The following is a 20,853-nucleotide window of genomic DNA, read 5'->3' as shown; positions in this document are numbered from 1 at the left end:
CGTCAGGCAGTGGTGGCGGCGCGGGTGCGCCGGTGCCTGCCGTACCAGGCGATGCCGATGGCCACGCCCACACCGACACCCAGAGCCGCCGCGGCCACCGGGACGGCGGGCCGCTCCCGCAGCCGGCGGCCCAGCGGGATCGGGTGCCGGAACTCCAACACCGGCCACGCGTTCTCCGACGCCAGCCGCCGCAACTGCCGATCCGGGTTCACCACACTCGGGTGCCCCACGCACTCCAACAACGGACGATCGCTGTACGAGTCGGAGTAGGCGTACGAGTCGGCAAGGTCGTAGTCCCGCAGGGCGGCCAACTCCGTGACCGCCTCGACCTTGCTCGGACCCGCCGCGTAGAACTCCACCTCGCCGCTGTACCGGCCGTCGCGCACCGTCATCCGGGTGGCGATCACGTCGGTCACCCCGAGCAGCTCACCGATCGGCCGGACCATCTCCTCACCGGACGCGGAGACCAGCACCACGTCCCGACCGGCAGCCTGATGCTCCTCGATCAGGGCGGCGGCCTCGGCATACACGTAAGGGTTGATCAGCTCGTGCAGCGTCTCCGCGACGATCTGACGGACCTGCTCCACCTGCCAGCCCTTGCAGAGCGCAGCCAGGTAGTCCCGTGTTCGGGCCATGGTCTGCTCGTCGGTGCCGCCCAGCCGGAACATCAGCTGCGCGTACGCCGACTTGACCACGTCACGCCGGGTGATCAGCCCGTCCCGGTAGAACGGCCTACCGAACGCCAGGGCGCTCGACTTGGCGATGACGGTCTTGTCCAGATCGAAGAAAGCGGCACTTCGGCCCACGGCGCGAAAGTCTAGCCCGATGGTCTATCGTCGGCGGGTGCCCGGGGTCACGCCACCCCTCAGACCTGCGGGCCGGCACCGCCATCTCCGCTCCGCGTGATCACGCTCACACTGCGCGAGGATATTTTCGCACTGAGTGGAGACGGCACCACTCGACGTGACGGGCGCGCTCAGGCAGACTTGTCGGTACGACGAGCTTTCACATCCACGAAAACAGACAGACCCTCGGCGGTTGCACCCCCCGTGACCGCTGAGTGGTTCGGCTCGACCCCCCCGGAGCCGAACCATCGACGACCCCCGTCTCCCCCCGACGGGGGTCGTCCCTTTCCGGGGAGCGCTCCACCGCAGCTCACAGTTCGTCCTCCGGCCCGTCTGTGGGCGGTTCTGCGGCTGTACGGCAGTGGCCGACTGCCGGCGGGTCTGGCCCCACCACGTGCTTGCCGCTCGATCCAGACGACCAATCACAAGCTCGGCGGCCTGCCCGAGGCGGCGAACGCCTTCACGGCCTCAAGCAAGCGGCCGGTTGAAGCCGGTGGCTCCGGGCGGCAGCTTCATTGTCGGGCTCCGTGTCGTCGCGGTCGGTGCAGGCTATCCGACGCTGCCGTGGAGGTTCGGATTCGCGGACCGTGAACCGGGCGACGGGTTCGGTGGTCGTGCGGGGCACTTCGGCGAGGAGTTGATCGCCGTGCGGGCTGCGCGGCAATCCTCGCGCATAGCAGATCCATTGTCCCGGCGGGCGTTGTCCACAGGCGCCCCAGTTATCCACAGAAGGCCCGTCAGGGGCGTTCAGCGAGGGCTGGTCGAGAGCAGTGTCGGCGGCACAACCGAGCCGACCGCTGGAGGCCGCGATGCCGCCCCGTACCTCCGTTCCATCCCCGATCAGACGGCTACCCCTGCTCGTCACCGGCGACGATGACCTGCTCGACGATCTGCTCCGGCTCGCCGCCGCCGGCGGCACCGAGGTGGAGCTCGCCGCCGATCCGGCGGCGGCCCGTACCCGCTGGCTTCCCGCGCCTCTGGTCCTGCTCGGCGCCGACCAGGCGCAGTCGTGCCTGCGGGCCCGGTTGCCCCATCGGCCCCGGCTGGTGCTGGTGGGCCGGGCCGGTCAGCTCGACCCTGGCTGGCAGATCGCCGAGCTGATCGGCGCCGAGCATGTCGCCACGTTGCCGACTGCCGAACCGTGGCTGGTGGACCGGTTCGCCGAGCAGAGTCCCGGTGATGCTGACGGCTCCGGCGCGCGGATCGTGGCGCTGTTCGGTGGGCGCGGGGGCGCCGGCGCGAGTGTTCTCGCCGGTGGCCTGGCGGTCACCGCGGCGCGGGCGCGGCTGCGCACTCTGCTCGTCGACGCCGATCCGCTCGGCGGTGGTCTCGACCTCGTACTCGGTTGGGAGCAGTTGGAGGGGCTGCGCTGGCCGTCGCTCAGTGGCGCCGACGGGCGGGTCGACGCCCCGGCGCTGGTCCGGGCGCTGCCCAGCCGGGGCGACCTGGTGGTGCTCTCCTGGGATCGCGGCGACCTGCTGGCGTTGCCCGCGTCGGCGATGGCGGCGACAGTCGACGCCGCCCGACGTGGCCGGGACTTCGTGGTCATCGACCTGCCCCGGCAGTTGGACGACGCCGCCGTGGTCGCGTTGCAGGCGGCTGACCAGGCGTACGTCGTCGTACCTGCGGAGTTGCGCGCCGTCGCCGCTGCCGCCCGGGTGGTGGCGGCCGCCGCCCCGCACTGCACCGCGCTCTCGGTGGTGGTGCGCGGGCCCGCCCCGGGCCGGTTACGTGCCACCGAGGTGGCGCGGGCGCTCGGGCTGCCCCTCGCCGGCACGCTGCGCCCCGAGCCGGGGCTGTGTCGGGGGTTGGAGCGGGGCGAGGCGCCCGCCGCCGCCGGGAAGGGGCCACTGGCGGCGCTCTGCCAACGGATAGTCGCCAACCTCACCGGCGTACCGGCGGCAGGTGCGGCATGACGGGCCGGCCGGACGACCCCTCCCTCGCCGCCCGGGTGCGGCAGCGCATCGCCGGTGCCACCACCCCGGTCACGCCTGCGGCGATCGTGTCCGCCGTACGCGCGGAACCCGCCGCCGCGGTGCTCGGCGACACCGCCGTGCTGCGCATCGCTGACCGGGTGCACGACGACCTGGTCGGCGCCGGGCCGCTGGCGCCGCTGCTGGCCGATCCGGAGGTGACCGACGTACTGGTCAACGGCGTCCGCGTGTGGGTCGACCGGGGAGCGGGGCTGCACCAGGTCCCGGTACCGGTGGGCACAGTGGAGGACGTCCGCCGGTTGGCGCAGCGACTCATCGCCAGCGCCGGACGTCGGCTCGACGACGGCTCCCCGTACGCGGACGCCCGGCTGGCCGACGGCACCCGGTTGCACGCCGTGCTGCCGCCGGTGGCGACCGAGGGTCCCTATCTGTCGCTGCGTACGTTCCGGCACCGGCCGTTCACCCTCGACGAGCTGGTGCGCCAGGGGACTGTGCCCCGACCTGTGGCTCCCGTGCTCGCTGCCGTGGTCGCCGCCCGGCTGGCGTACCTGGTGTCCGGGGGCACCGGTTCGGGCAAGACGACCCTGCTCAACACACTGCTCGCCCTGGTGCCGGCGACCGAGCGGATCGTGCTGGTGGAGGACGCCGCCGAGCTGCGCCCCGGGCATCCGCACGTGGTGGGGCTCCAGGCACGTACCGCCAACGTCGAGGGGTCGGGCGTGGTCAGTCTCGGGGACCTGGTCCGGCAGGCGCTGCGGATGCGGCCCGACCGGCTGGTGGTGGGCGAGTGCCGGGGCGGTGAGGTGGTCGATCTGCTGGCCGCGCTCAACACCGGCCACGACGGCGGCGCCGGCACGTTGCACGCCAACGCGCCGTCCGACGTACCGGCGCGGTTGGAGGCGCTCGGCATGCTGGGCGGGCTGCCCCGGGCCGCGCTGCACGCCCAGGTGGTCGCCGCGTTGCAGGTCCTTTTTCAGGTACGACGTGGCGACCGTGGGCGGGTCCTGGAGTCGATCTGTCTGTTGCTCCCGGAGGGGCCGGACCGGCTGGTCACGGTGGTCCCCGCCTGGGTGCGTGGTCGTGGTCTGGGGCAGGCGGCCCGTGCGCTGGCGGCGCTGCTGCACGAGCGTGGCGTGGCGGTGCCACCGATCCTCGGTGAGCCGTGGCCCGGAACGGCGGGTCCGGCATGACCGGCGGAACGATGTTTGTGGTGGTGCTGCTCGTGGGCGCCGCGGTTCTGGTGGCGTGGCCGGTGCGGACCGTCCGGGCCCGCCGCCGTCGGGTGCTGGCCGGGGGTGGAGGCACCGCCGGCGCTGATCCGGATGAGGCTCTCGTGCAGTGGGTGAGGGAACTGGGCCGCACGCCCGGAGATCCGCCACCTTCTGGCCGTCCGACCACCGCTTCGCCGCGACCGCCGACCGCCGGTGGCGGACGGACGCTGGCCGCCCCCTACACGCGGGACACTCTGAGCGGCACGAGATGGGCGGGGGAGGGCGGCCCGACGCGTCCGCCGGGCCCGGCCCGTCCGCCGACCCGCCGGGACCTCCGTCGCCCCGCCGGCACCACCCGGCCGGGAGCGGTGGTCCTGGACGCGGCCCCCCGCACCGACGGCTCCGTGGCCGTGCCGACGATCGGTGTCGGGGAGCCCGATATCGATCGTCTGATCGGCCCGTCAGTCGACCTGGCCGACAGTCGCATCGCCCGGGAAGCGGACGAGCTGAGCCGCAACGCGATTGCGATGCCGACGGTCCTGCCAAGGGATGTCGGCAACGATGACCCACGGGTCGCCGACCGAGTTGGTGGCGGGTCGCGCGCGACCGCGACCGCAGGGGCACGACCGGCGCGCGTACTGCTGCTGGTCTGCCTGGTGGGGGCCGGTGCCGGTGCCGTGGTCGCCGGTCCGGTCGGCGGCGTCGCGGTGGGCGGGTACGGCACGTTGATCGTGCGTGGCCTGTTGCGTCGGCGAGCCAACCGGCGCGCCGACCGGGTCCGGCGGCGTGCGTTGGACCAGCTCTGTGGCCTCGCTGCGGACCTGCGGGCCGGCCTGCCCGCGCCGTCGGCCATCGACATCGCCTCGGTCGGCGGCTCGGACCGGCTCCGCCAGCTGACCTCGGCTGCGGTGCGGCTGGCGGACCGGACGGGCGCACCCCTGGCGGAACTCGTCGAGCGGATCGAGGCGGACGCGCGGGCCACCGACCGAGGGCTCGCCGCCGCCGCGGCACAGGCGGCTGGCGCCAGGGCCACGGCCTGGCTGTTGGCGGCGCTTCCGGTCGGCGGGATCGGGCTCGGGTACGGGATCGGCGTCGATCCCGTGGCGGTGCTCCTGCACGACACGGTCGGCGGCATCTGCGCGATCGTCGCGGTCGCCCTCCAGGTCGTCGGTCTGCTCTGGGCCGAGCGGCTGGGCGCCACCCCGGGGCAGGCCGCCTGATGTCCCCGGTGCTGCTCGTGGCCGTCGGTCTGGTGGTCGCTGCCCTCTTCGTGGCACCACTCCGACCGCGCCAGCGCGGGCCGGTGAGCAGGCCGGAAACCGGGTGCCCGCCGGTCGACCGGCGGAAGACAGCCAGGCGGTGGCGGCCGGACGCCATCCGGCTCGCGGCGGGCCTGGGTGGGCTCGCCGTGGCTGTGGTGATCGAAGGGTGGTTCGGGCTGCTCGGCGGGGCCCTGGCCGCGTACCTGCTGGATGTGGGCCTGCGGCGGATCGAACCGCCGGCCGTCCGCAGACGCCGGCTTCGGGAGGCCGTCGACCTGCCGCTCGCCGCCGACCTGTTGGCCGCGGCGATGCGGGCCGGGGCTCCGGTGGACCGTTCGGTGCTGGCCGTCGCGGAGGCGTTGGACGGTCCGCTCGCCGGCAGGCTGGCCCGGGTCGGTCGCACCCTGCTACTCGGTGGCGGTCCGGCGGAGGCGTGGTCCGCGCTCGACGGGGTGCCGGGTGCGGAGCGGCTGGCATCGGCCGCGTTGCGCTCGGCAAACAGTGGTGCCGCCCTGGCCGGTGCGCTGACCCGGCTCGCCGACGACCTGCGCGCCGACCGGGGCACGGCCGCCGAGGCGTCGGCCCGCCGGGCGGGCGTGCTCATCGTGCTGCCGTTGGGGCTCTGCTTCCTGCCCGCGTTCATTCTCGCCGGCCTGGTGCCGGTGATCGTCGCTGTCCTCGGCGACGTGCTCTGACCCATCGAGAAAGGGAACAGCCATGCGCAAACTCATCGGTCGCCTGCGGGGCGACGCCGGGATGAACACGGCCGAGTACGCCGTCGGCACGCTCGCCGCTGTCGCGTTCGCCGGGATCCTGCTGAAGGTGCTGACGTCAGGCAACGTCCAGTCGGCCCTGACCGCCGTCATCGACCGGGCGTTGAAGTGATCGGGCGCCGGCAGGCCGGCCGCGATCGGAGGTCCGGGCGTGCGGCTGGTGGTGGGTTCAGAATCCGCGCTGCGGTACGGGCCGCCAGCGGGGACCGAGGGTCGTTCACCGCCGAACTGGCGGCCGGTCTGCCGGCGCTGCTCCTGCTCCTGCTTGCCGGGCTGACCGCGGTCAACGCCGTCAGCACCCAGGCACGTTGTCTGCACACCGCCCGGGAGGCGGCACTGGCCGCCGCCCGGGGCGGGGGAGGCGGGCCCACGGGGCCGCCGGACGCGGAGGTGTCGGTGTCCGTCGACGGTGAGCGGGTGCGGGCGACGGTCCGCGCACCCGTCCGGACGCTGGGCGGCCGGCTTGGGCGGATCACCGTGTCCGCCACCGCTGTCGCCGCGATGGAACCGGGCGCTGCCGAGGGGGACGGCAGTGCGACGAACTGACTGCTCGCCGGACCGCCTCGGCCTGCGACGAACTGACGGCTCGTCGCGTCGCTTCAGGCACACCCCTGACGCCAACCGACTCGATGACTGTCGGTTGGAGGCGGAGCGAGGCGGTGCGACAGTCCTGATCCTGGCGATCGGGCTGGTCTTCGTGCTGTTCGGGACGTTCGGCGCGGCCGTCGCCGCCGCCGGGATGGCGCGTCAACGGGCAGCGGTGGCAGCCGATCTCGGCGCCCTGGCCGGCGCCGCCCGGGCACTCGACGGCGACGGGAGGGCCTGCGCGTTGGCAGGTGACATCGCCGGACGCAACGGGGGCCGGCTGACCGCTTGTCGCCTCGACGGGCTGGACCTGCTGGTGACCGTCGAGGTGGCGTTCACGCCCCTACCCGGAATGTCCCGGGTCGCGGCGTCGACGGCCCGGGCCGGCCCGCTGCGCGGCTGAGCAGGCATCTGACGCGCCGGCGCGAACGGGCCGCGCGCGAACGGGCCGCGCGCGAACGGGCCGCGCGCGAACGGGCCGCGCGCGAACGGGCCGCGCGCGAACGGGCCGCGGGCGAACGGGCCGCGGGCGAACGGGCCGCGGGCGAACGGGCCGTGCGTCAACGGGCCGCCCGCCAGCGCGCCGCCCGCCGCGGATCAGCGGCGGGCGGCGCACAGGGGCTGGACCGTCAGCGCGACTGGAGCGCGTCGAGCGCCACGGCCATCGCGATGACGAGGCGGCGGTCGAGCTGCGGGTTCTGCACCTCGACGACGTACTTGTCGCGCAGGCCCCACTTCTTCACCACGGTGAAGGCCGGCTGGCCATTGGCGGTGAAGTCGAAGTGGTACGGCAGCCAGGACAGCGAGTCGACGAACCGGCGCAGCAGGGCAACCGGCAGGCTGCGCTCCTGACCCGTCACCTGCGGCAGACCGGCCTGCTCGACGTGCCAGGTCGACCGCAGCAGCGACTGGGCGAAGTCCTTGCGGAACAGGCCGATCGCGTTCCCGGCAGCGTCGGTCACGTCGTACGTGGCACCGAGGTCGAGGCGCTGACGGGCCTTGAAGCCGAGCAGGGGCTGCTGCTTCGAGTCGTCCGTGTAGATCGTCACCTGCTCCTTGAAGGCGAGCCGCTTCTGCTGCGCGAACGCGAGCAGCTCACCCTCGGTGCCGTCCGGGGAGACCGCCCGGACCTCGTACTGGTTGACCATCATCCGCAGCCGCTGGCGGACGTGGAACTGGTGCTGGCTCTGCAAGTTGTCGAGCTGCATCTGATCTCCTCAGGGGAATGATGCGCCGGAGTCTCGCACAGCCCGGCAACCAACCGCGCCCCCGCTCTCACCATCGGTGCCGGCGACCCGCCCGTGAGGTCAGCGGCCGTCCGCTGTCGCGACGCGCAGCGCCCACGTGTTGAGGACCTGGTGGATGCCGCGCAGCCGTTCGTTGATCTGCTCCAGCCGTTCCGCCTGGGCCAGCGCGGCAAGCGCGGAGCCGAGCGCGATCTGCTGGTCGAGGGTGAGTTGTTCCTGGTCGATGGTGTAGAGCAGGTCGACGGTCTCGGCGATGGTGTCGGCCACGGCTCCTCCTCGGGGCGCGGGTGAACAGCAGGACAGGCATCGATGGAAGCGCTCCCATGCATTGTGCCCCGTGCCGGGTGGAATCATGCAAGGGTCGATCAGGCGGGCAGGTTCGCGAGGACCACGTCGAGCACCCGGACCGCGTCCGGCTTGGACAACGGGTTGTTGCCGTTGCCGCACTTCGGTGACTGCACACACGACGGGCAGCCGGCCTCGCAGCCGCACTCCGCTATCGCGTCCCGGGTGGCCCGCAGCCACGCCGACGCCGTCCCGTACGCCCGCTCCGCGAAACCCGCGCCACCCGGATGCCCGTCGTAGACGAACACGGTCGGCGCCTCCGTGTCCGGGTGCACGGCCGTGGAGAGCCCGCCGATGTCCCACCTGTCACAGGTGGCCATCAGCGGCAGCAGGCCGATCGCGGCGTGTTCGGCGGCGTGCAGCGCACCAGGCACGTCTGCCGGCTGGACCCCGGCGGAGGTCAACGACTGCGGCGACAGCGTGAACCACACCGCCACCGTGCGCAGCTCCCGGGTGGGCAGGTCGAGCGGCCGGGTGTCGATCACCTCGCCGGTGGCGATCCGCCGCCGCTGGTACGACACCACCTGGCTGGTCACGTCCACCTCGCCGAGGAACATGCCGACCGGGCCGGCGTCCACGTAGGAGCGCACCGACACCACTGACAGGTCGGTGACGTCCCGTGCGTGGGTGGACCAGTCCGGCTCCTCGACGTGCACAAGCGCGCAGCCGTCGGCGAGGTCGAGGTCGTCCACCACGTACGAGACGCCCTGATGCAGGTAGACAGCGCCGGGGTGCAGCAGGAAGTGCGACGAGCCGCCGTCGACGGTGCCGAGCAGCCGGCCGGTGGCCGACTCCACCACGCAGACCGGTGCGCCGCCCTCGCCGCGCAGGTCCACCTCGGGGCGTTCCCGGTGCCGCCAGTACCAGCCGGTGGGCCGCTGCCGCAGCGCCCCGGCGGCCACCAGCTCGTCGATCGCCTCCTTCGCCCCGTCGCCGAAGAGCGACAGGTCGGCAGGGGTGAGGGGCGCCTCGACGGCGGCGCAGGCCAGCTGCGGGGCCAGCACGTACGGGTTGGCCGGGTCGAGCACCGTCGCCTCCACAGGCGCCCCGAAGATCGCCTCCGGGTGGTGCACGAGGTAGGTGTCGAGCGGGTCGTCGCGTGCCACCAGCACGGCCAGTGCCTCCTGCCCGGAGCGCCCGGCGCGGCCCGCCTGCTGCCACAGCGACGCCCGGGTGCCCGGGTAGCCGCAGATCAGCACGGCGTCCAGCCCGATCAGGTCGACGCCCAGCTCCAGCGCGTTGGTGGAGGCCAGGCCGAGCAGGTCGCCGTGCAGCAGCGCCCGTTCCAGCTCGCGCCGCTCCTCGCGCAGGTAGCCGCCCCGGTAGGCGGCCACCCGGTCGCCGAGCCCCGGGACGGCGTCGTCAAGTGCCCGGCGGGCGTTGGCGGCCACCACCTCGGCGCCCTTGCGGGAGCGGACGAACGCGAGTGTGCGTACCCCCTCGGCGACCGTGTCGGCGAGCAGGTCCGCGGTCTCGCGCAGCGCCGACCGGCGGACCTGGTGGAGGTCGTCGTGGTCGCCTGTCGCCTGCGGGGGCACCGGGGGCGAGGATCCCGAGTCGGGTGGCAGCAGCGGTGGCTCCCAGAGCGCGAAGGTGACCCCGCCGCGCGGTGAGGCGTCCTCGGTGACGGCCGTCACGGGCAGGCCGGTCAGTCGCCCGGCCGCGGTCGCCGGGTCGCCGGAGGTCGCCGAGGCGAGCACGAACACGGGGGTGGCCCCGAACCTGGCGCACTGCCGGCGCAGCCGACGCAGTACGTGCGCCACGTGCGAACCGAAGACCCCCCGGTAGGTGTGGCACTCGTCGATCACCACGTACGCGAGCCGGCGCAGGAAACCGGACCACTGGGCGTGCCCGGGCAGGATGCCGTGGTGCAGCATGTCCGGGTTGGTCAGCACGAACCGGGAGTGCCTGCGGATCCACTCCCGCTCGGCGCGCGGAGTGTCCCCGTCGTAGCAGGCGGGGCGTACCCCCTCCAGCTCCAGCCCGGCGACGGCCCGCAACTGGTCGGCGGCGAGCGCCTTGGTCGGTGCCAGGTAGAGCACCGTGGCCCGGGGGTCGGCGAGCAGGGTGGCCAGCGCCGGGAGCTGGTACGCCATCGACTTGCCGGACGCGGTGCCGGTGGCGACGACGACGTGCCCGCCGTCGTACGCGAGGGTGGCCGCCTCGGCCTGGTGCCGCCAGGGTGCGGCGACGCCGCGACGGGCGAACGCGTCGCGCAGCTCCGGCGGTGCCCACGGCGGCCACGGCGCGGGCACCCCGGCACGGGCCGGTACCCGTTCGACGTGGGTGACCGGGTCGCCGGCGGTTCGGGCACGCAGCCGACGCAGCAGGTCGACAGGCGTTGGCCCGACGCCTGGACCTGCGGATACGGTGGCGCTGGCCGACGGCTCCAGGTCATGCCGCGGCGACAGGCGCGCGGAGCTGAAGTCGTCGGAGGTCACGCCCTGCACTCTCGCACTGGTGTTCGGAGATGAAAAGTCGGGCCGGGGGGTAAAGGGAAGCCTCTGCCGGCGACCGCAGGCTGGCCCGGCGGTAATGGTTAGATGCCCAGAAGAGTTTACGGCTCTGGCGAGGAGGACCGATGGAGCTGTCACTGGCGACCCGCACCGTGGGTGAGCACACGGTGCTCGAGGTCGGCGGTGAGGTGGACGTCTACACCGCGCCCCGGCTCCGCGAACGGCTTCTCGAACTGATCGACGGCGGCGCCCGGCACGTGGTGGTCGACCTCGGTCGGGTGGACTTCCTCGACTCCACCGGGCTGGGTGTGCTTGTCGGCGCGCTCAAGCGGCTGCGTACGGCCGGCGGCTCGTTCGCCCTGGTCTGCGACAAGGAGCCACTGCTCAAGATCTTCCGGATCACCGCGTTGGACCAGGTGTTCCCGCTGCATCCCACTGTCGATGCCGCGGTCGGCGCGGAGCCGAGCGGCGCCAACGCGTGATGGCGACAGTCCGGCTCTCCTTCTCCCCGGCGCCGGTGCACGTACGCACCGCCCGGCTGGTCGGCGTCGCCGTCGCCAGGCGCGCCGGGGTCCGTGAGGACCTGCTGGACGAGGTGCGGCTGGCCATCGGCGAGGCGTGCACCAGGGCCGTCGCCCTGCACCGGCAGTACGGCGTGCCCGATCCGGTGCTTGTGGAGATGTCCGACGGTGGCTCGTACGCGGTGCGGGTGGTCGACCGGGCGCCGATCGAGGCCAGCATCGGGCTGGCGGCGCTGCCCCCGGACGCGCTGGCCAACGAGTCGCTCACCGACGAGGCGTTGACCACAGGCGTCGGCTTCGCGCTGCTGGCCGGCTTCGTCGAGGACCTCCAGGTGCGACCGGTCGACGAGGGCGTCGGCACCGAGGTGCGGATGGTGTGGCCGGTCGGCCGCTGATCCACGACTGTCGTACGAAGGCCGCATCCCCGTCGGGATGCGGCCTTCCTGTCATGGATTGATCCCTATATCAGATTTCGTTTCATAACACAGCGATGAAGATCATCGAGACACGGTGCCACCTGCGTGTGACCTCCAACACTGTGGAGGGCTACAGTACCCGGGTTGTCAGCAAGTGATCCATCCCGCAGCCAGCGGGTATGGGTGGTCATCGCTGGTCCGCTGGTGTGGGTTGGCGCGCTTGCGATTCCGCATCCAGGCGCTGGTCGGTGCGTCTCCACCCACCGGCGCGAGTGTTCGGTAACAGGAGGACACAGATGTCCGAGACCTTGGCCGCCGACGGCGGCGGGCTTTCCCTTACCGGAAGCAATGTGACGTACGTCGTCATCGCCGCGGTGATCGCGCTGGTGGCGCTCGTCTTCGCCGCCGCCCTCACAAAGGCGGTGTTGGCAGCCGGCAAGGGCACCACCAACATGCAGGAGATCTCGGGGGCGGTCCAGGAGGGCGCCTCCGCCTACCTGCTCCGCCAATTCCGCACCCTGGCGATCTTCGTCGTGATCGCCGTGGTGCTGCTCTTCCTGCTGCCGGTGCACGACACCGACGGCAGCGAGACGGCCGTGAAGATCGGCCGCTCGCTCTTCTTCGTGGTGGGCGCACTGTTCAGCGCGTTCATCGGCGGCGCCGGCATGTGGTTGGCCACCCGCGCCAACCTGCGCGTCGCCGCCGCCGCCCGGGAGCGACAGGGTGGCCGCGAGGCCGCCATGAAGATCGCCTTCCGGACCGGTGGCGTGGTCGGCTTCCTCACCGTCGGCCTGGGCCTGTTCGGTGCGGCGCTCGTCGTCCTGGTCTACCGGGGCGACGCGCCGACCGTGCTGGAGGGCTTCGGCTTCGGCGCCGCGCTGCTCGCCATGTTCATGCGGGTCGGCGGTGGCATCTTCACCAAGGCCGCCGACGTCGGCGCCGACCTGGTCGGCAAGGTCGAGCAGGGCATCCCTGAGGACGACCCGCGCAACGCCGCCACCATCGCCGACAACGTGGGCGACAACGTCGGTGACTGCGCAGGCATGGCCGCCGACCTGTTCGAGTCGTACGCGGTGACGCTTGTCGCCGCGCTCATCCTCGGCCGGGCCGCGTTCGGCGAGGACGGCCTGGTCTTCCCGCTGATCATCTCCACCATCGGCGTGCTCGTCGCGATCGTCGGTGTCTTCATCACCCGCCTGCGTGCGGCGGACCGCAACGCGCTGACCGCGATCAACAGGGCCTTCTACCTCTCCGCGGTCCTCTCCGCGGTGCTGGTGGCGATCGCCGCGTACGCGTACCTGCCGGCGACCTTCGCCGGTCTGGAGGGCGGGCTGACCGACGTCGACCGCAACCCACGGCTGGTGGCCATCGGCGCGGTGGTGATCGGCATCGTGCTGGCCGCCGCGATCCAGGCGCTCACCGGCTACTTCACCGAGACGAACCGCCGTCCGGTGCAGGACATCGGCAAGAGCTCCCAGACGGGCGCGGCCACCGTCATCCTCGCCGGCATCAGCATCGGCCTGGAGTCGGCGGTCTACTCGGCGCTGCTCATCGGCGCCGGTGTGTTCGGCGCGTTCCTGCTCGGCGGTAGCTCGATCACGCTGTCGTTGTTCGCGGTGGCGCTGGCCGGCACCGGTCTGCTCACCACTGTCGGCGTGATCGTCGCCATGGACACCTTCGGGCCGATCTCGGACAACGCCCAGGGCATCGCGGAGATGTCCGGCGACATCGACGAGCACGGCGCGCGGACGCTCACCGAGCTGGACGCGGTGGGCAACACCACCAAGGCGATCACCAAGGGCATCGCGATCGCCACGGCGGTCCTGGCCGCCACCGCGTTGTTCGGCTCGTACACCGACTCGCTGCGCACCGCGTACGCGGACGCCGGGGTGGGTGACGTGGGGTCGGAGATCCTCAACTCGCTGAACGTGGCCAACCCGCGCAACCTGGTCGGCCTCATCATCGGCGCGGCTGTGGTCTTCCTCTTCTCCGGGCTTGCCATCAACGCGGTGTCCCGCTCGGCAGGCGCCGTGGTGATGGAGGTCCGCAGGCAGTTCCGTGAGCTGCCCGGCATCATGGACCGCACCCAGCGCCCGGAGTACGGCAAGGTCGTCGACATCTGCACCCGGGACGCGCAGCGCGAGCTGATGACCCCCGGTCTGCTCGCCATCCTGGCGCCGATCGCGGTCGGCTTCGGTCTCGGGCCCGGCGCTCTGGCGTCGTACCTGGCCGGGGCGATCGGGGCGGGCACCCTGATGGCGGTCTTCCTGGCCAACTCCGGTGGCGCGTGGGACAACGCCAAGAAGCTCGTCGAGGACGGCGCGTACGGCGGCAAGGGCTCCGAGGCGCACTCCGCGACTGTCATCGGCGACACCGTCGGCGACCCGTTCAAGGACACCGCCGGCCCGGCGATCAACCCGCTGATCAAGGTGATGAACCTGGTCTCGCTGCTGATCGCGCCGGCCGTGGTGGCGTGGAGCGTCGGCGACGACCGCAACGTCGGTCTGCGGGTGACCATCGCGCTGGTGGCGACGGCGATCATCGTGGCGTCGGTGATGTTCAGCAAGCGCAAGGGCATCGCGATGGACGACTCCGACGCCGGTGGCAACACCGGCGCGGGCAGCACGGACCACCGCCCGGAGACGGTCAGCGCCTGACCGTCGACGGCACCGGGGTCCCCGGTCGACGTACGCGTCGGCCGGGGACCCCGGCCGTCCGGACCGGTGCCACGCCTGGCCAAAGGCCGTACGCTGCAACGCATGCGTACGTGCCGGGCGTCTGCCGCCGGAAAGTTCACGGTGGTCCTGGCCACGATCGTCGTCGTGCTCACCGGCTGCGGAGGGAACCCCAGCCCCCGGGCCTGGGCGGCCACCGTCTGCGGTGCGCTCACCCCGTGGCGCTCCGAGATCGACAAGCTGACCAGCAGCACGGATGAGCAGATGACCGCGCAGACCACCCCGGCGCAGGCCAAGGAGAACCTGGTGCGGCTGTTCGGCGGGGCGGAGCAGGCGAGCGAGACCGCACGCCGCAAGGTGGAGCAGGCCGGCGTGCCGGAGACCGACAACGGCGAGGTGATCTCCGCAGGCTTCCGTGGCTCCCTGGAGAAGATGCGGGACGCGTACGGTCGGGCCCGGGACACCATCGACAAGCTGAGCACAAGCGAGCCGACCGCCTTCTACGCCGGTGTGCGGGCCGCCGTCGAGACGCTCAACAAGGAGTACGACGCCAGCGCCCTGGACACCAGCCAGCTCAACTCCGAGGAGCTGAAACAGGCCTTCGACGAGGTGCCGGAGTGTCGCTGAGCGGGCTCGGTGATCCCGGGAAGGCGCAACCGCCCCCGGCGCTGTTCCCCGCGCCCGAGCCCGACGTGTCAGTACCCGCGCGGCGGCGCGGCGGCCCGGCGCACCCTGACCCACAGGTCCCGGCCGACGACGCCGGCAGGCAACTGGTCTTCTTCGGCGCCGACGCGGCCGAGCCGACGGTCGCCGACCTGGCCGGACTTCTCGCCGGCCCGGGCGAGGTGGTACGGATGGGCGGCACCGCACGCCTCTCGGTACGGGTGGACGCCGCCTGGCGGGTGCACGTGCTCGTCGCCGAACTGAGACAGCGCGGGCTGGCGGCGAGCTGGGAGCCGACCGGGGACGAGCGACACGCCGTCCGTACGTCGTACACCCGGGTCTTGAAACCGCTCGCGGCGGCGTGGCTGAACGGCCCGGCGAAACGCCCACCTGCCACCTTCCATCTCACCGGCCGGCGGCTGCGGTTGTGGCTCGCCGCCGCCGGGACGCCGGAGCCGCCCGGCGGGTTCCTGCTGGGGCTCGGGGAGAGCGACCGGGAGTGTTGGGAACCGGTGGGCGCGGCGCTCGCCGCCGCCGGGCTGGCCGGCACGTTCCTCGGCTCTGACGAGGGCGGACCGGCGTACCGGATCACCGGCCGTCGCCGCCTGGCCCGGCTCGCCGAGCTGGTCGGCGGCCCTCCGCCCGCCACTCCGGCCGACGCCTGGCCGGTGCGTCCCTGACCCCCCTGTCGCGTGGGGGCGGGCCTGGGCGGCGAGGTGTCAGGTGTAGGACAGTCCGGCGGGTCGATCCAGGCCGAAAACGGGCGGGTCGGACCTCGGCCGACGGTCCGCCATCGTCACAGTGACCCGCTTCGGGGCCTACCCACGGTGTACGGTGGCGCCGTCCGGCAGTGCCGAGCGCGGCGGGGCGGGAGTTGACCGTCGCGCGGTGGCGGTTTGCCGCCCGCGAATCCCGAAACGCGGACGGCGCGTTACGTTGGACATCCGGACCGCCGGTGCGACGGCGGGGTCGAAAGCGGTCGCTGTCCGGGCGCCGGCAGGCCACGAGCAGGAGTGAGGTCGGGGAGAGACGTGCCGAGCAACGCTGGAACCACCCGTCTGGTCATCGTCGAGTCACCGGCGAAGGCCAAGACGATCTCGGGCTACCTCGGCCCGGGGTACGTCGTGGAGGCCAGCTTCGGTCACGTCCGCGACCTCCCGCGCAACGCCGCCGACGTGCCTGCCAAGTACAAGGGTGAGTCCTGGGCCCGCCTCGGCGTGGACGTGGACAACGGCTTCCACGCCCTCTACGTCGTCTCCGCCGACCGCAAACAGCAGATCAGCAAGCTGGTGAAGCTGGCCAAGGAGGTCGACGAGATCTTCCTGGCCACGGATGAGGACCGCGAGGGCGAGGCGATCGCCTGGCACCTGGTGGAGACGCTCAAGCCCAAGGTGCCGGTCAAGCGGATGGTCTTCCACGAGATCACCAAGCCGGCGATCCAGGCGGCGGTGGCCAACCCCCGGGAGATCGACCGCGACCTGGTCGACGCCCAGGAGGCGCGGCGGATCCTCGACCGGCTCTACGGCTACGAGGTCTCCCCGGTGCTGTGGAAGAAGGTCATGCCGAGGCTCTCGGCCGGCCGCGTCCAGTCCGTGGCGACCCGGATCGTGGTCGAGCGGGAGCGGCAGCGGATGGCGTTCCGCACCGCCGAGTACTGGGACATCCTGGCCACCCTCGCCGTGGCGAACGCCGGTGAGGGTCCGCGTTCGTTCAACGCCACACTCATCGCGCTCAACGGCGACCGGATCGCCACCGGTAAGGACTTCGAGCCGACGACCGGCAGGGTGAAGGCCGGCGCCGGGGTCGTGCACCTCGACGAGAGTGGCGCGCGGGGTCTGGCGGCCCGCCTCGACGGGCGGCCGTTCACCGTCACCCGGGTCGAGGAGAAGCCCTACCGCCGCCGCCCGTACGCGCCGTTCATCACCTCGACCCTCCAGCAGGAGGCGGCCCGCAAGCTGCGCCTGTCCTCGCAGCAGACGATGCGCACCGCGCAGCGCCTGTACGAGAACGGCTACATCACCTATATGCGTACCGACTCCGTGAACCTGTCCGAGACGGCCATCTCGGCGGCCCGCCGGCAGATCGTCGAGCTGTACGGCGAGCGCAGCGTGCCGCCGGAGCCGCGCCGCTACACGGGCAAGGTGAAGAACGCGCAGGAGGCGCACGAGGCGATCCGCCCGGCGGGGGACAACTTCCGCACCCCGGGCGAGGTGGCCAAGGAGTTGTCCGCCGAGGAGTTCAAGCTCTACGAGCTGATCTGGCGACGCACCATCGCCTCGCAGATGACCGACGCGGTCGGCTCCAGCGTCTCGGTGCGCATCCGCGCGGTCTCCACCTCCCAGGAGGAGGCCGACTTCGGCGCGACAGGCAAGACCATCACCGACCCGGGCTTCCTGCGCGCGTACGTCGAGTCCAGCGACGACGAGAACGCCGAGGCCGAGGACGCCGAGCGCCGGCTGCCCACCCTGGTCAAGGACCAGCCGCTGACCGCCGACGAGTTGGCCGCGCAGGGCCACCACACCCAGCCGCCGTCGCGCTACACCGAGGCGTCGCTGGTCAAGGCCCTGGAAGAGCTGGGCATCGGCCGCCCGTCCACGTACGCGTCGATCATGCAGACGATCCAGGACCGTGGGTACGTCACCAAGCGCGGTCAGGCGATGATCCCGACCTTCCTGGCGTTCGCGGTCATCGGGTTGATGGAGCGGCACTACCCGCGCCTCATCGACTACGACTTCACCGCCACCATGGAGAACGAGCTGGACGAGATCGCCGGCGGTGACCACGCCGCCGTCGACTTCCTCACCGCGTTCTACTTCGGCAGCGCCAACGGTGCCGGCGACCAGGACATCGCCCGCTCCGGCGGGTTGAAGAAGCTGGTCACCGAGAACCTGAGCGACATCGACGCGCGCAGCGTCAACTCGATCCCGCTCTTCACCGACGACGAGGGCCGCGAGGTCGTCGTACGGGTCGGCCGGTACGGGCCGTACCTCCAGCGGGAACTGCCAGGCGGCGAGCAGCAGGCACCGGCTCCGGCTTCCGGCGAGGGCGACGAGGGCGGCACCCAGGGCGACCGGGCGCCGATCCCCGAGGGCCTGGCCCCGGACGAGCTGACCCCGGAGAAGGTCCACGAGCTGTTCCTCGGCGGCGGCGGTGAGCGCAAGCTGGGCGACGACCCCGCCACCGGCGAGCCGATCGTGCTCAAGTCCGGCCGGTTCGGTCCGTACGTGTCCAGCGGTGAGCGCAAGTCGTCGCTGCTGCGGACGCAGACACCTGACTCGCTGACCCTCGACGAGGCACTCAAGCTGCTCAGCCTTCCCCGGCTGGTGGGCGTCGCGCCGGACGGTGTCGAGGTGTTCGCCAACAACGGCCGCTACGGCCCGTACGTGAAGCGGGGCGAGGAGTTCCGATCGCTGGACTCCGAGGACAAGATGTTCACGGTCACCCTCGACGAGGCGCTGGCCCTGCTGGCCGCCCCGAAGACCCGTGGCCGTCGCGCCGCCGCGCCGCCGCTGCGGGAGATGGGCGTCGATCCGGCGACCGAGAAGCCCCTGGTGATCAAGGATGGGCGCTTCGGCCCGTACGTCACCGACGGGGAGTTCAACGCGTCGCTGCGGCGCGGGCAGACCCCTGAGGCGTTGACCCTGGAGGAAGCCTCCGAGATGCTCGCCGAGAAGCGGGCCAAGGGTCCGGCGCCGCGCAAGAAGGCGGCGGCGAAGAAGGCGCCCGCCAAGAAGGCGACTGCCACCAAGAAGACGGCCGCCGCCAGCAAGTCCACGGCCGCGAAGAAGACCACCACTGCCAAGGCGACGGCGGCCAGGAAGGCGGCCCCGGCGAAGAAGGCGGCCCCGAAGAAGGCCACCGCCAGTCCCGCCGAGGAGTGACAGCCAGCAAGCCGACCCTAATGGGTTAGATGTCCAATTTGGTGGCGAGGCTCTGGTGTGGACTGCCTAACGTGAGGGGATGTTCGCAGCTCCTGTCCCGCGTCGGCGCGTGCTCGTCGGTGCTGCGGCGGGTGCGGTGCTGCTCGCCGTGGCCGCGGTCGGCATCCGGACGACGGACGCGGACAGTCCCTCGCCAGCCGGCGCCACCGCGTCGCATGCCTCCCCGCACACCGTCGCCCCCGGGGCGTCCACCGGGCCGACCCGGGATCCCGCCAACCGGCGGACCGTGCGACTCGTCGCCGCCGGTGACGTTCTGATCCATCCAGCGGTGACCGACCAGGCGCGCCGGGACGGTGCCCGTGCCGGCGGCATGGACTTCGCCCCGATGTTCGCCGGGGTCGCCACGGCGGTCCGCAGCGCCGACCTGGCGCTGTGCCACCTCGAGACGCCACTGGCCGATCCCGAGGGTCCGTTCGCCGGCTATCCGTCGTTCAACGCGCCCCCGCAGGTGCTCGACGGGCTGCGCACCACCGGATTCGACGGCTGCTCGACCGCCTCCAACCACACCCTCGACCAAGGCGCCGACGGGGTGACCCGGACAATCCGCGCACTCGACGCCGCCGGTCTGGGGCACACCGGCAGCGCCCGCAGCGCCGCCGAAGCGGCCAGGCCCCGGATCTACCAGGTCGGCGACGTCCGCGTCGCCCACCTGGCGTACAGCCTGAATTTCAACGGGCTGAGCCGCCCCCCGGGCCAGCCGTGGCTGGCCAACCTGATCGATCCGCCCGAGATCCTCGTCGCCGCCCACAAGGCGCGCAGCGCCGGCGCCGACATCGTCGTGCTCAGCCTGCACTGGGGTACGGAGTATCAGCACCTGCCGGACGCCGACCAGCGGGCCTGGGCCCAGCAGCTGATCTCTTCGCCCGACGTGGACCTCATCCTGGGCCATCACGCCCACGCGGTGCAGCCGTTCCAGCGCTTCGGCGACAAGTGGGTGGTCTTCGGCATGGGCAACGAACTGGCCCGGCACGAGGAGCCGATCGACGACAACCGCGAGGGTGTGATGGCCCGGGCGACCTTCACCGAGACCGCCCCGGGGCGCTGGACGGTGACCCGGATGGAGGCACTGCCAACCTGGACCGACCTGGCGCCGGCCCTCCGGCTGGTTGACCTGACCGCAGCGCTTGCCGACCCGGGCACCCCGCCAGGTCTGCGGGGCGACTACCGGGCGGCGTACCAGCGGGTGCTCGGCTACGTCCGGGCCCTGGGTGCCGGCGCGGACCAGGTGGTGGCGTCGGGCGGCTGAGCGCCGCCGCCGAGGACGCGGTCGAGGTGGTTGGCGGTGCTCTGCGCCACACCCGAGGTCGCGCGCCTACACGTTCAGCCGGTACCGCCGTACCGTACTGCCATGCCGGTTGGTCGGAAGAGGCGCGCGGGCGGGGAGAAGCGGGTTGCCGTTCTCGACGCGGTGATGGACGTGCTCGCGTCGCGCGGATACGAGAACACGCGGTTCGCGGACGTGTCGGCGGCCGGCGGCGTCGCGATCAGCACCCTCCAGACCTACTTCGGTTCGCGGGAGGACATGATCATCGAGGCCATGCAGGTGTTCACCGACCGGGAGGTCGACGCCCTGCGAGCGGTGTCGGCCGCCGAGGCCGATCCGTGGCGACGACTTGTCGCCCTGACCGACCGGAGCCTGCACAACTCGGAGAGCGCCAGGCGGGTTCTCGTCGAGTTCTGGCGATCCGCGATGCGCGACGACGAACTTCGCGACCACAGCGCCGAGGTGCTGACTCGGTACCGGGAGCCCTTCCTGGCAGCCGTGCGGGAGGGCGTCGAGCGGGGTGCGTTCACGCCTGCCCACGACGCCGACGCGGTGACCGACTTCCTGCTCGCGGCTCTGGCCGGCCTGATCGTCTCGCGTGTCCAGCACCATGCCACGCCGTCACCAGCGCAATTCCGCGACGTCCTGCTCGCCCAGCTCAGGCTGATGCTGGGCGTCCGGGACGCGGATCCCAGTACCCGAACGGATTGAGGAC

19 protein-coding genes are annotated in these 20,853 nt (G+C 72.4%); 15 read left to right on the top strand and 4 right to left on the bottom strand.

What is annotated here, in order from left to right; genetic code table 11:
* Nucleotides 1-2 precede the first annotated feature (2 nt).
* Nucleotides 3-806, bottom strand: coding sequence for an HAD family hydrolase (locus ACZ6N8_RS04630; RefSeq protein ID WP_364369151.1), 804 nt, complete (start codon nucleotides 804-806; stop codon nucleotides 3-5).
* A gap of 848 nt (nucleotides 807-1,654) precedes the next feature.
* On the opposite strand from ACZ6N8_RS04630, the gene ssd reads away from it, so the two are divergent.
* The 7 genes from ssd to ACZ6N8_RS04595 all read left to right on the top strand — a co-directional run bounded on the left by ssd (nucleotide 1,655) and on the right by ACZ6N8_RS04595 (nucleotide 7,013).
* Nucleotides 1,655-2,761: a septum site-determining protein Ssd gene (ssd, locus tag ACZ6N8_RS04625; RefSeq protein WP_466007529.1), complete on the top strand. Its 1,107-nt coding sequence runs from the start codon at nucleotides 1,655-1,657 to the stop codon at nucleotides 2,759-2,761.
* On the top strand, nucleotides 2,758-3,969 hold the full coding sequence (locus tag ACZ6N8_RS04620; RefSeq protein ID WP_466007528.1) for a TadA family conjugal transfer-associated ATPase: 1,212 nt from the start codon (nucleotides 2,758-2,760) through the stop codon (nucleotides 3,967-3,969). Before ssd ends, ACZ6N8_RS04620 begins: the two co-directional genes overlap by 4 nt.
* Nucleotides 3,966-5,210: a hypothetical protein gene (locus tag ACZ6N8_RS04615; RefSeq protein ID WP_466007526.1), complete on the top strand. Its 1,245-nt coding sequence runs from the start codon at nucleotides 3,966-3,968 to the stop codon at nucleotides 5,208-5,210. The genes ACZ6N8_RS04620 and ACZ6N8_RS04615 overlap by 4 nt, the downstream gene beginning before the upstream one ends.
* The gene (locus ACZ6N8_RS04610) at nucleotides 5,210-5,947 is read left to right on the top strand and encodes a type II secretion system F family protein (RefSeq protein WP_466007524.1); all 738 of its coding nucleotides are present in this window, start codon (nucleotides 5,210-5,212) and stop codon (nucleotides 5,945-5,947) included. Before ACZ6N8_RS04615 ends, ACZ6N8_RS04610 begins: the two co-directional genes overlap by 1 nt.
* Before the next feature lie 22 nt (nucleotides 5,948-5,969).
* The gene (locus tag ACZ6N8_RS04605) at nucleotides 5,970-6,137 is read left to right on the top strand and encodes a DUF4244 domain-containing protein (RefSeq protein WP_151492073.1); all 168 of its coding nucleotides are present in this window, start codon (nucleotides 5,970-5,972) and stop codon (nucleotides 6,135-6,137) included.
* A gap of 62 nt (nucleotides 6,138-6,199) precedes the next feature.
* Nucleotides 6,200-6,571 (top strand): TadE family type IV pilus minor pilin, encoded by a 372-nt coding sequence (locus tag ACZ6N8_RS04600; protein WP_466008297.1) that lies wholly within the window; start codon nucleotides 6,200-6,202, stop codon nucleotides 6,569-6,571.
* 22 nt (nucleotides 6,572-6,593) lie between these two features.
* Nucleotides 6,594-7,013 (top strand): Rv3654c family TadE-like protein, encoded by a 420-nt coding sequence (locus ACZ6N8_RS04595; protein ID WP_466008295.1) that lies wholly within the window; start codon nucleotides 6,594-6,596, stop codon nucleotides 7,011-7,013.
* Between the two features lie 226 nt (nucleotides 7,014-7,239).
* Here the strand turns inward: ACZ6N8_RS04595 and ACZ6N8_RS04590 are convergent, their stop codons facing one another.
* The 3 genes from ACZ6N8_RS04590 to ACZ6N8_RS04580 form a co-directional block, all read right to left on the bottom strand.
* A complete protein-coding gene (locus tag ACZ6N8_RS04590) occupies nucleotides 7,240-7,818 on the bottom strand; it encodes an LURP-one-related family protein (protein WP_354816220.1) in 579 nt (192 codons plus the stop codon).
* Nucleotides 7,819-7,917: 99 nt separating this feature from the next.
* A complete protein-coding gene (locus ACZ6N8_RS04585) occupies nucleotides 7,918-8,124 on the bottom strand; it encodes a hypothetical protein (RefSeq protein ID WP_364369072.1) in 207 nt (68 codons plus the stop codon).
* 98 nt (nucleotides 8,125-8,222) lie between these two features.
* Nucleotides 8,223-10,643, bottom strand: coding sequence for a DEAD/DEAH box helicase (locus ACZ6N8_RS04580; RefSeq protein ID WP_466007522.1), 2,421 nt, complete (start codon nucleotides 10,641-10,643; stop codon nucleotides 8,223-8,225).
* A 140-nt stretch (nucleotides 10,644-10,783) separates the two neighbouring features.
* Here ACZ6N8_RS04580 and ACZ6N8_RS04575 point away from each other — a divergent pair, with 140 nt between their 5' ends.
* The 8 genes from ACZ6N8_RS04575 to ACZ6N8_RS04540 all read left to right on the top strand — a co-directional run bounded on the left by ACZ6N8_RS04575 (nucleotide 10,784) and on the right by ACZ6N8_RS04540 (nucleotide 20,849).
* Nucleotides 10,784-11,140 (top strand): STAS domain-containing protein, encoded by a 357-nt coding sequence (locus tag ACZ6N8_RS04575; protein WP_139583733.1) that lies wholly within the window; start codon nucleotides 10,784-10,786, stop codon nucleotides 11,138-11,140.
* The gene (locus ACZ6N8_RS04570) at nucleotides 11,137-11,574 is read left to right on the top strand and encodes an ATP-binding protein (RefSeq protein WP_466007520.1); all 438 of its coding nucleotides are present in this window, start codon (nucleotides 11,137-11,139) and stop codon (nucleotides 11,572-11,574) included. The genes ACZ6N8_RS04575 and ACZ6N8_RS04570 overlap by 4 nt, the downstream gene beginning before the upstream one ends.
* 317 nt (nucleotides 11,575-11,891) lie before the next feature.
* Nucleotides 11,892-14,252 carry a sodium-translocating pyrophosphatase gene (locus ACZ6N8_RS04565; RefSeq protein ID WP_364369063.1) on the top strand — a complete coding sequence of 787 codons (2,361 nt, stop codon included), beginning with the start codon at nucleotides 11,892-11,894 and terminating at the stop codon, nucleotides 14,250-14,252.
* Nucleotides 14,253-14,354: 102 nt separating this feature from the next.
* Entirely contained in the window at nucleotides 14,355-14,897 is a 543-nt protein-coding gene (locus tag ACZ6N8_RS04560; protein WP_364369060.1) for a hypothetical protein, read from the top strand.
* Nucleotides 14,888-15,613 (top strand): hypothetical protein, encoded by a 726-nt coding sequence (locus tag ACZ6N8_RS04555; RefSeq protein WP_466007518.1) that lies wholly within the window; start codon nucleotides 14,888-14,890, stop codon nucleotides 15,611-15,613. The genes ACZ6N8_RS04560 and ACZ6N8_RS04555 overlap by 10 nt, the downstream gene beginning before the upstream one ends.
* Before the next feature lie 351 nt (nucleotides 15,614-15,964).
* Nucleotides 15,965-18,814 (top strand): type I DNA topoisomerase, encoded by a 2,850-nt coding sequence (topA, locus tag ACZ6N8_RS04550; RefSeq protein WP_466007516.1) that lies wholly within the window; start codon nucleotides 15,965-15,967, stop codon nucleotides 18,812-18,814.
* 79 nt (nucleotides 18,815-18,893) lie between these two features.
* On the top strand, nucleotides 18,894-20,120 hold the full coding sequence (locus ACZ6N8_RS04545; protein WP_466007514.1) for a CapA family protein: 1,227 nt from the start codon (nucleotides 18,894-18,896) through the stop codon (nucleotides 20,118-20,120).
* A 102-nt stretch (nucleotides 20,121-20,222) separates the two neighbouring features.
* Complete coding sequence (locus ACZ6N8_RS04540) at nucleotides 20,223-20,849, top strand: TetR/AcrR family transcriptional regulator (RefSeq protein WP_466007513.1); 627 nt, start codon at nucleotides 20,223-20,225, stop codon at nucleotides 20,847-20,849.
* Nucleotides 20,850-20,853: the final 4 nt, after the last annotated feature.

Source organism: Micromonospora sp. NPDC047521 (assembly GCF_055587305.1).
Note: the sequence above shows the minus strand (reverse complement) of the source record. Positions and strands in the feature narration are given on the sequence as shown.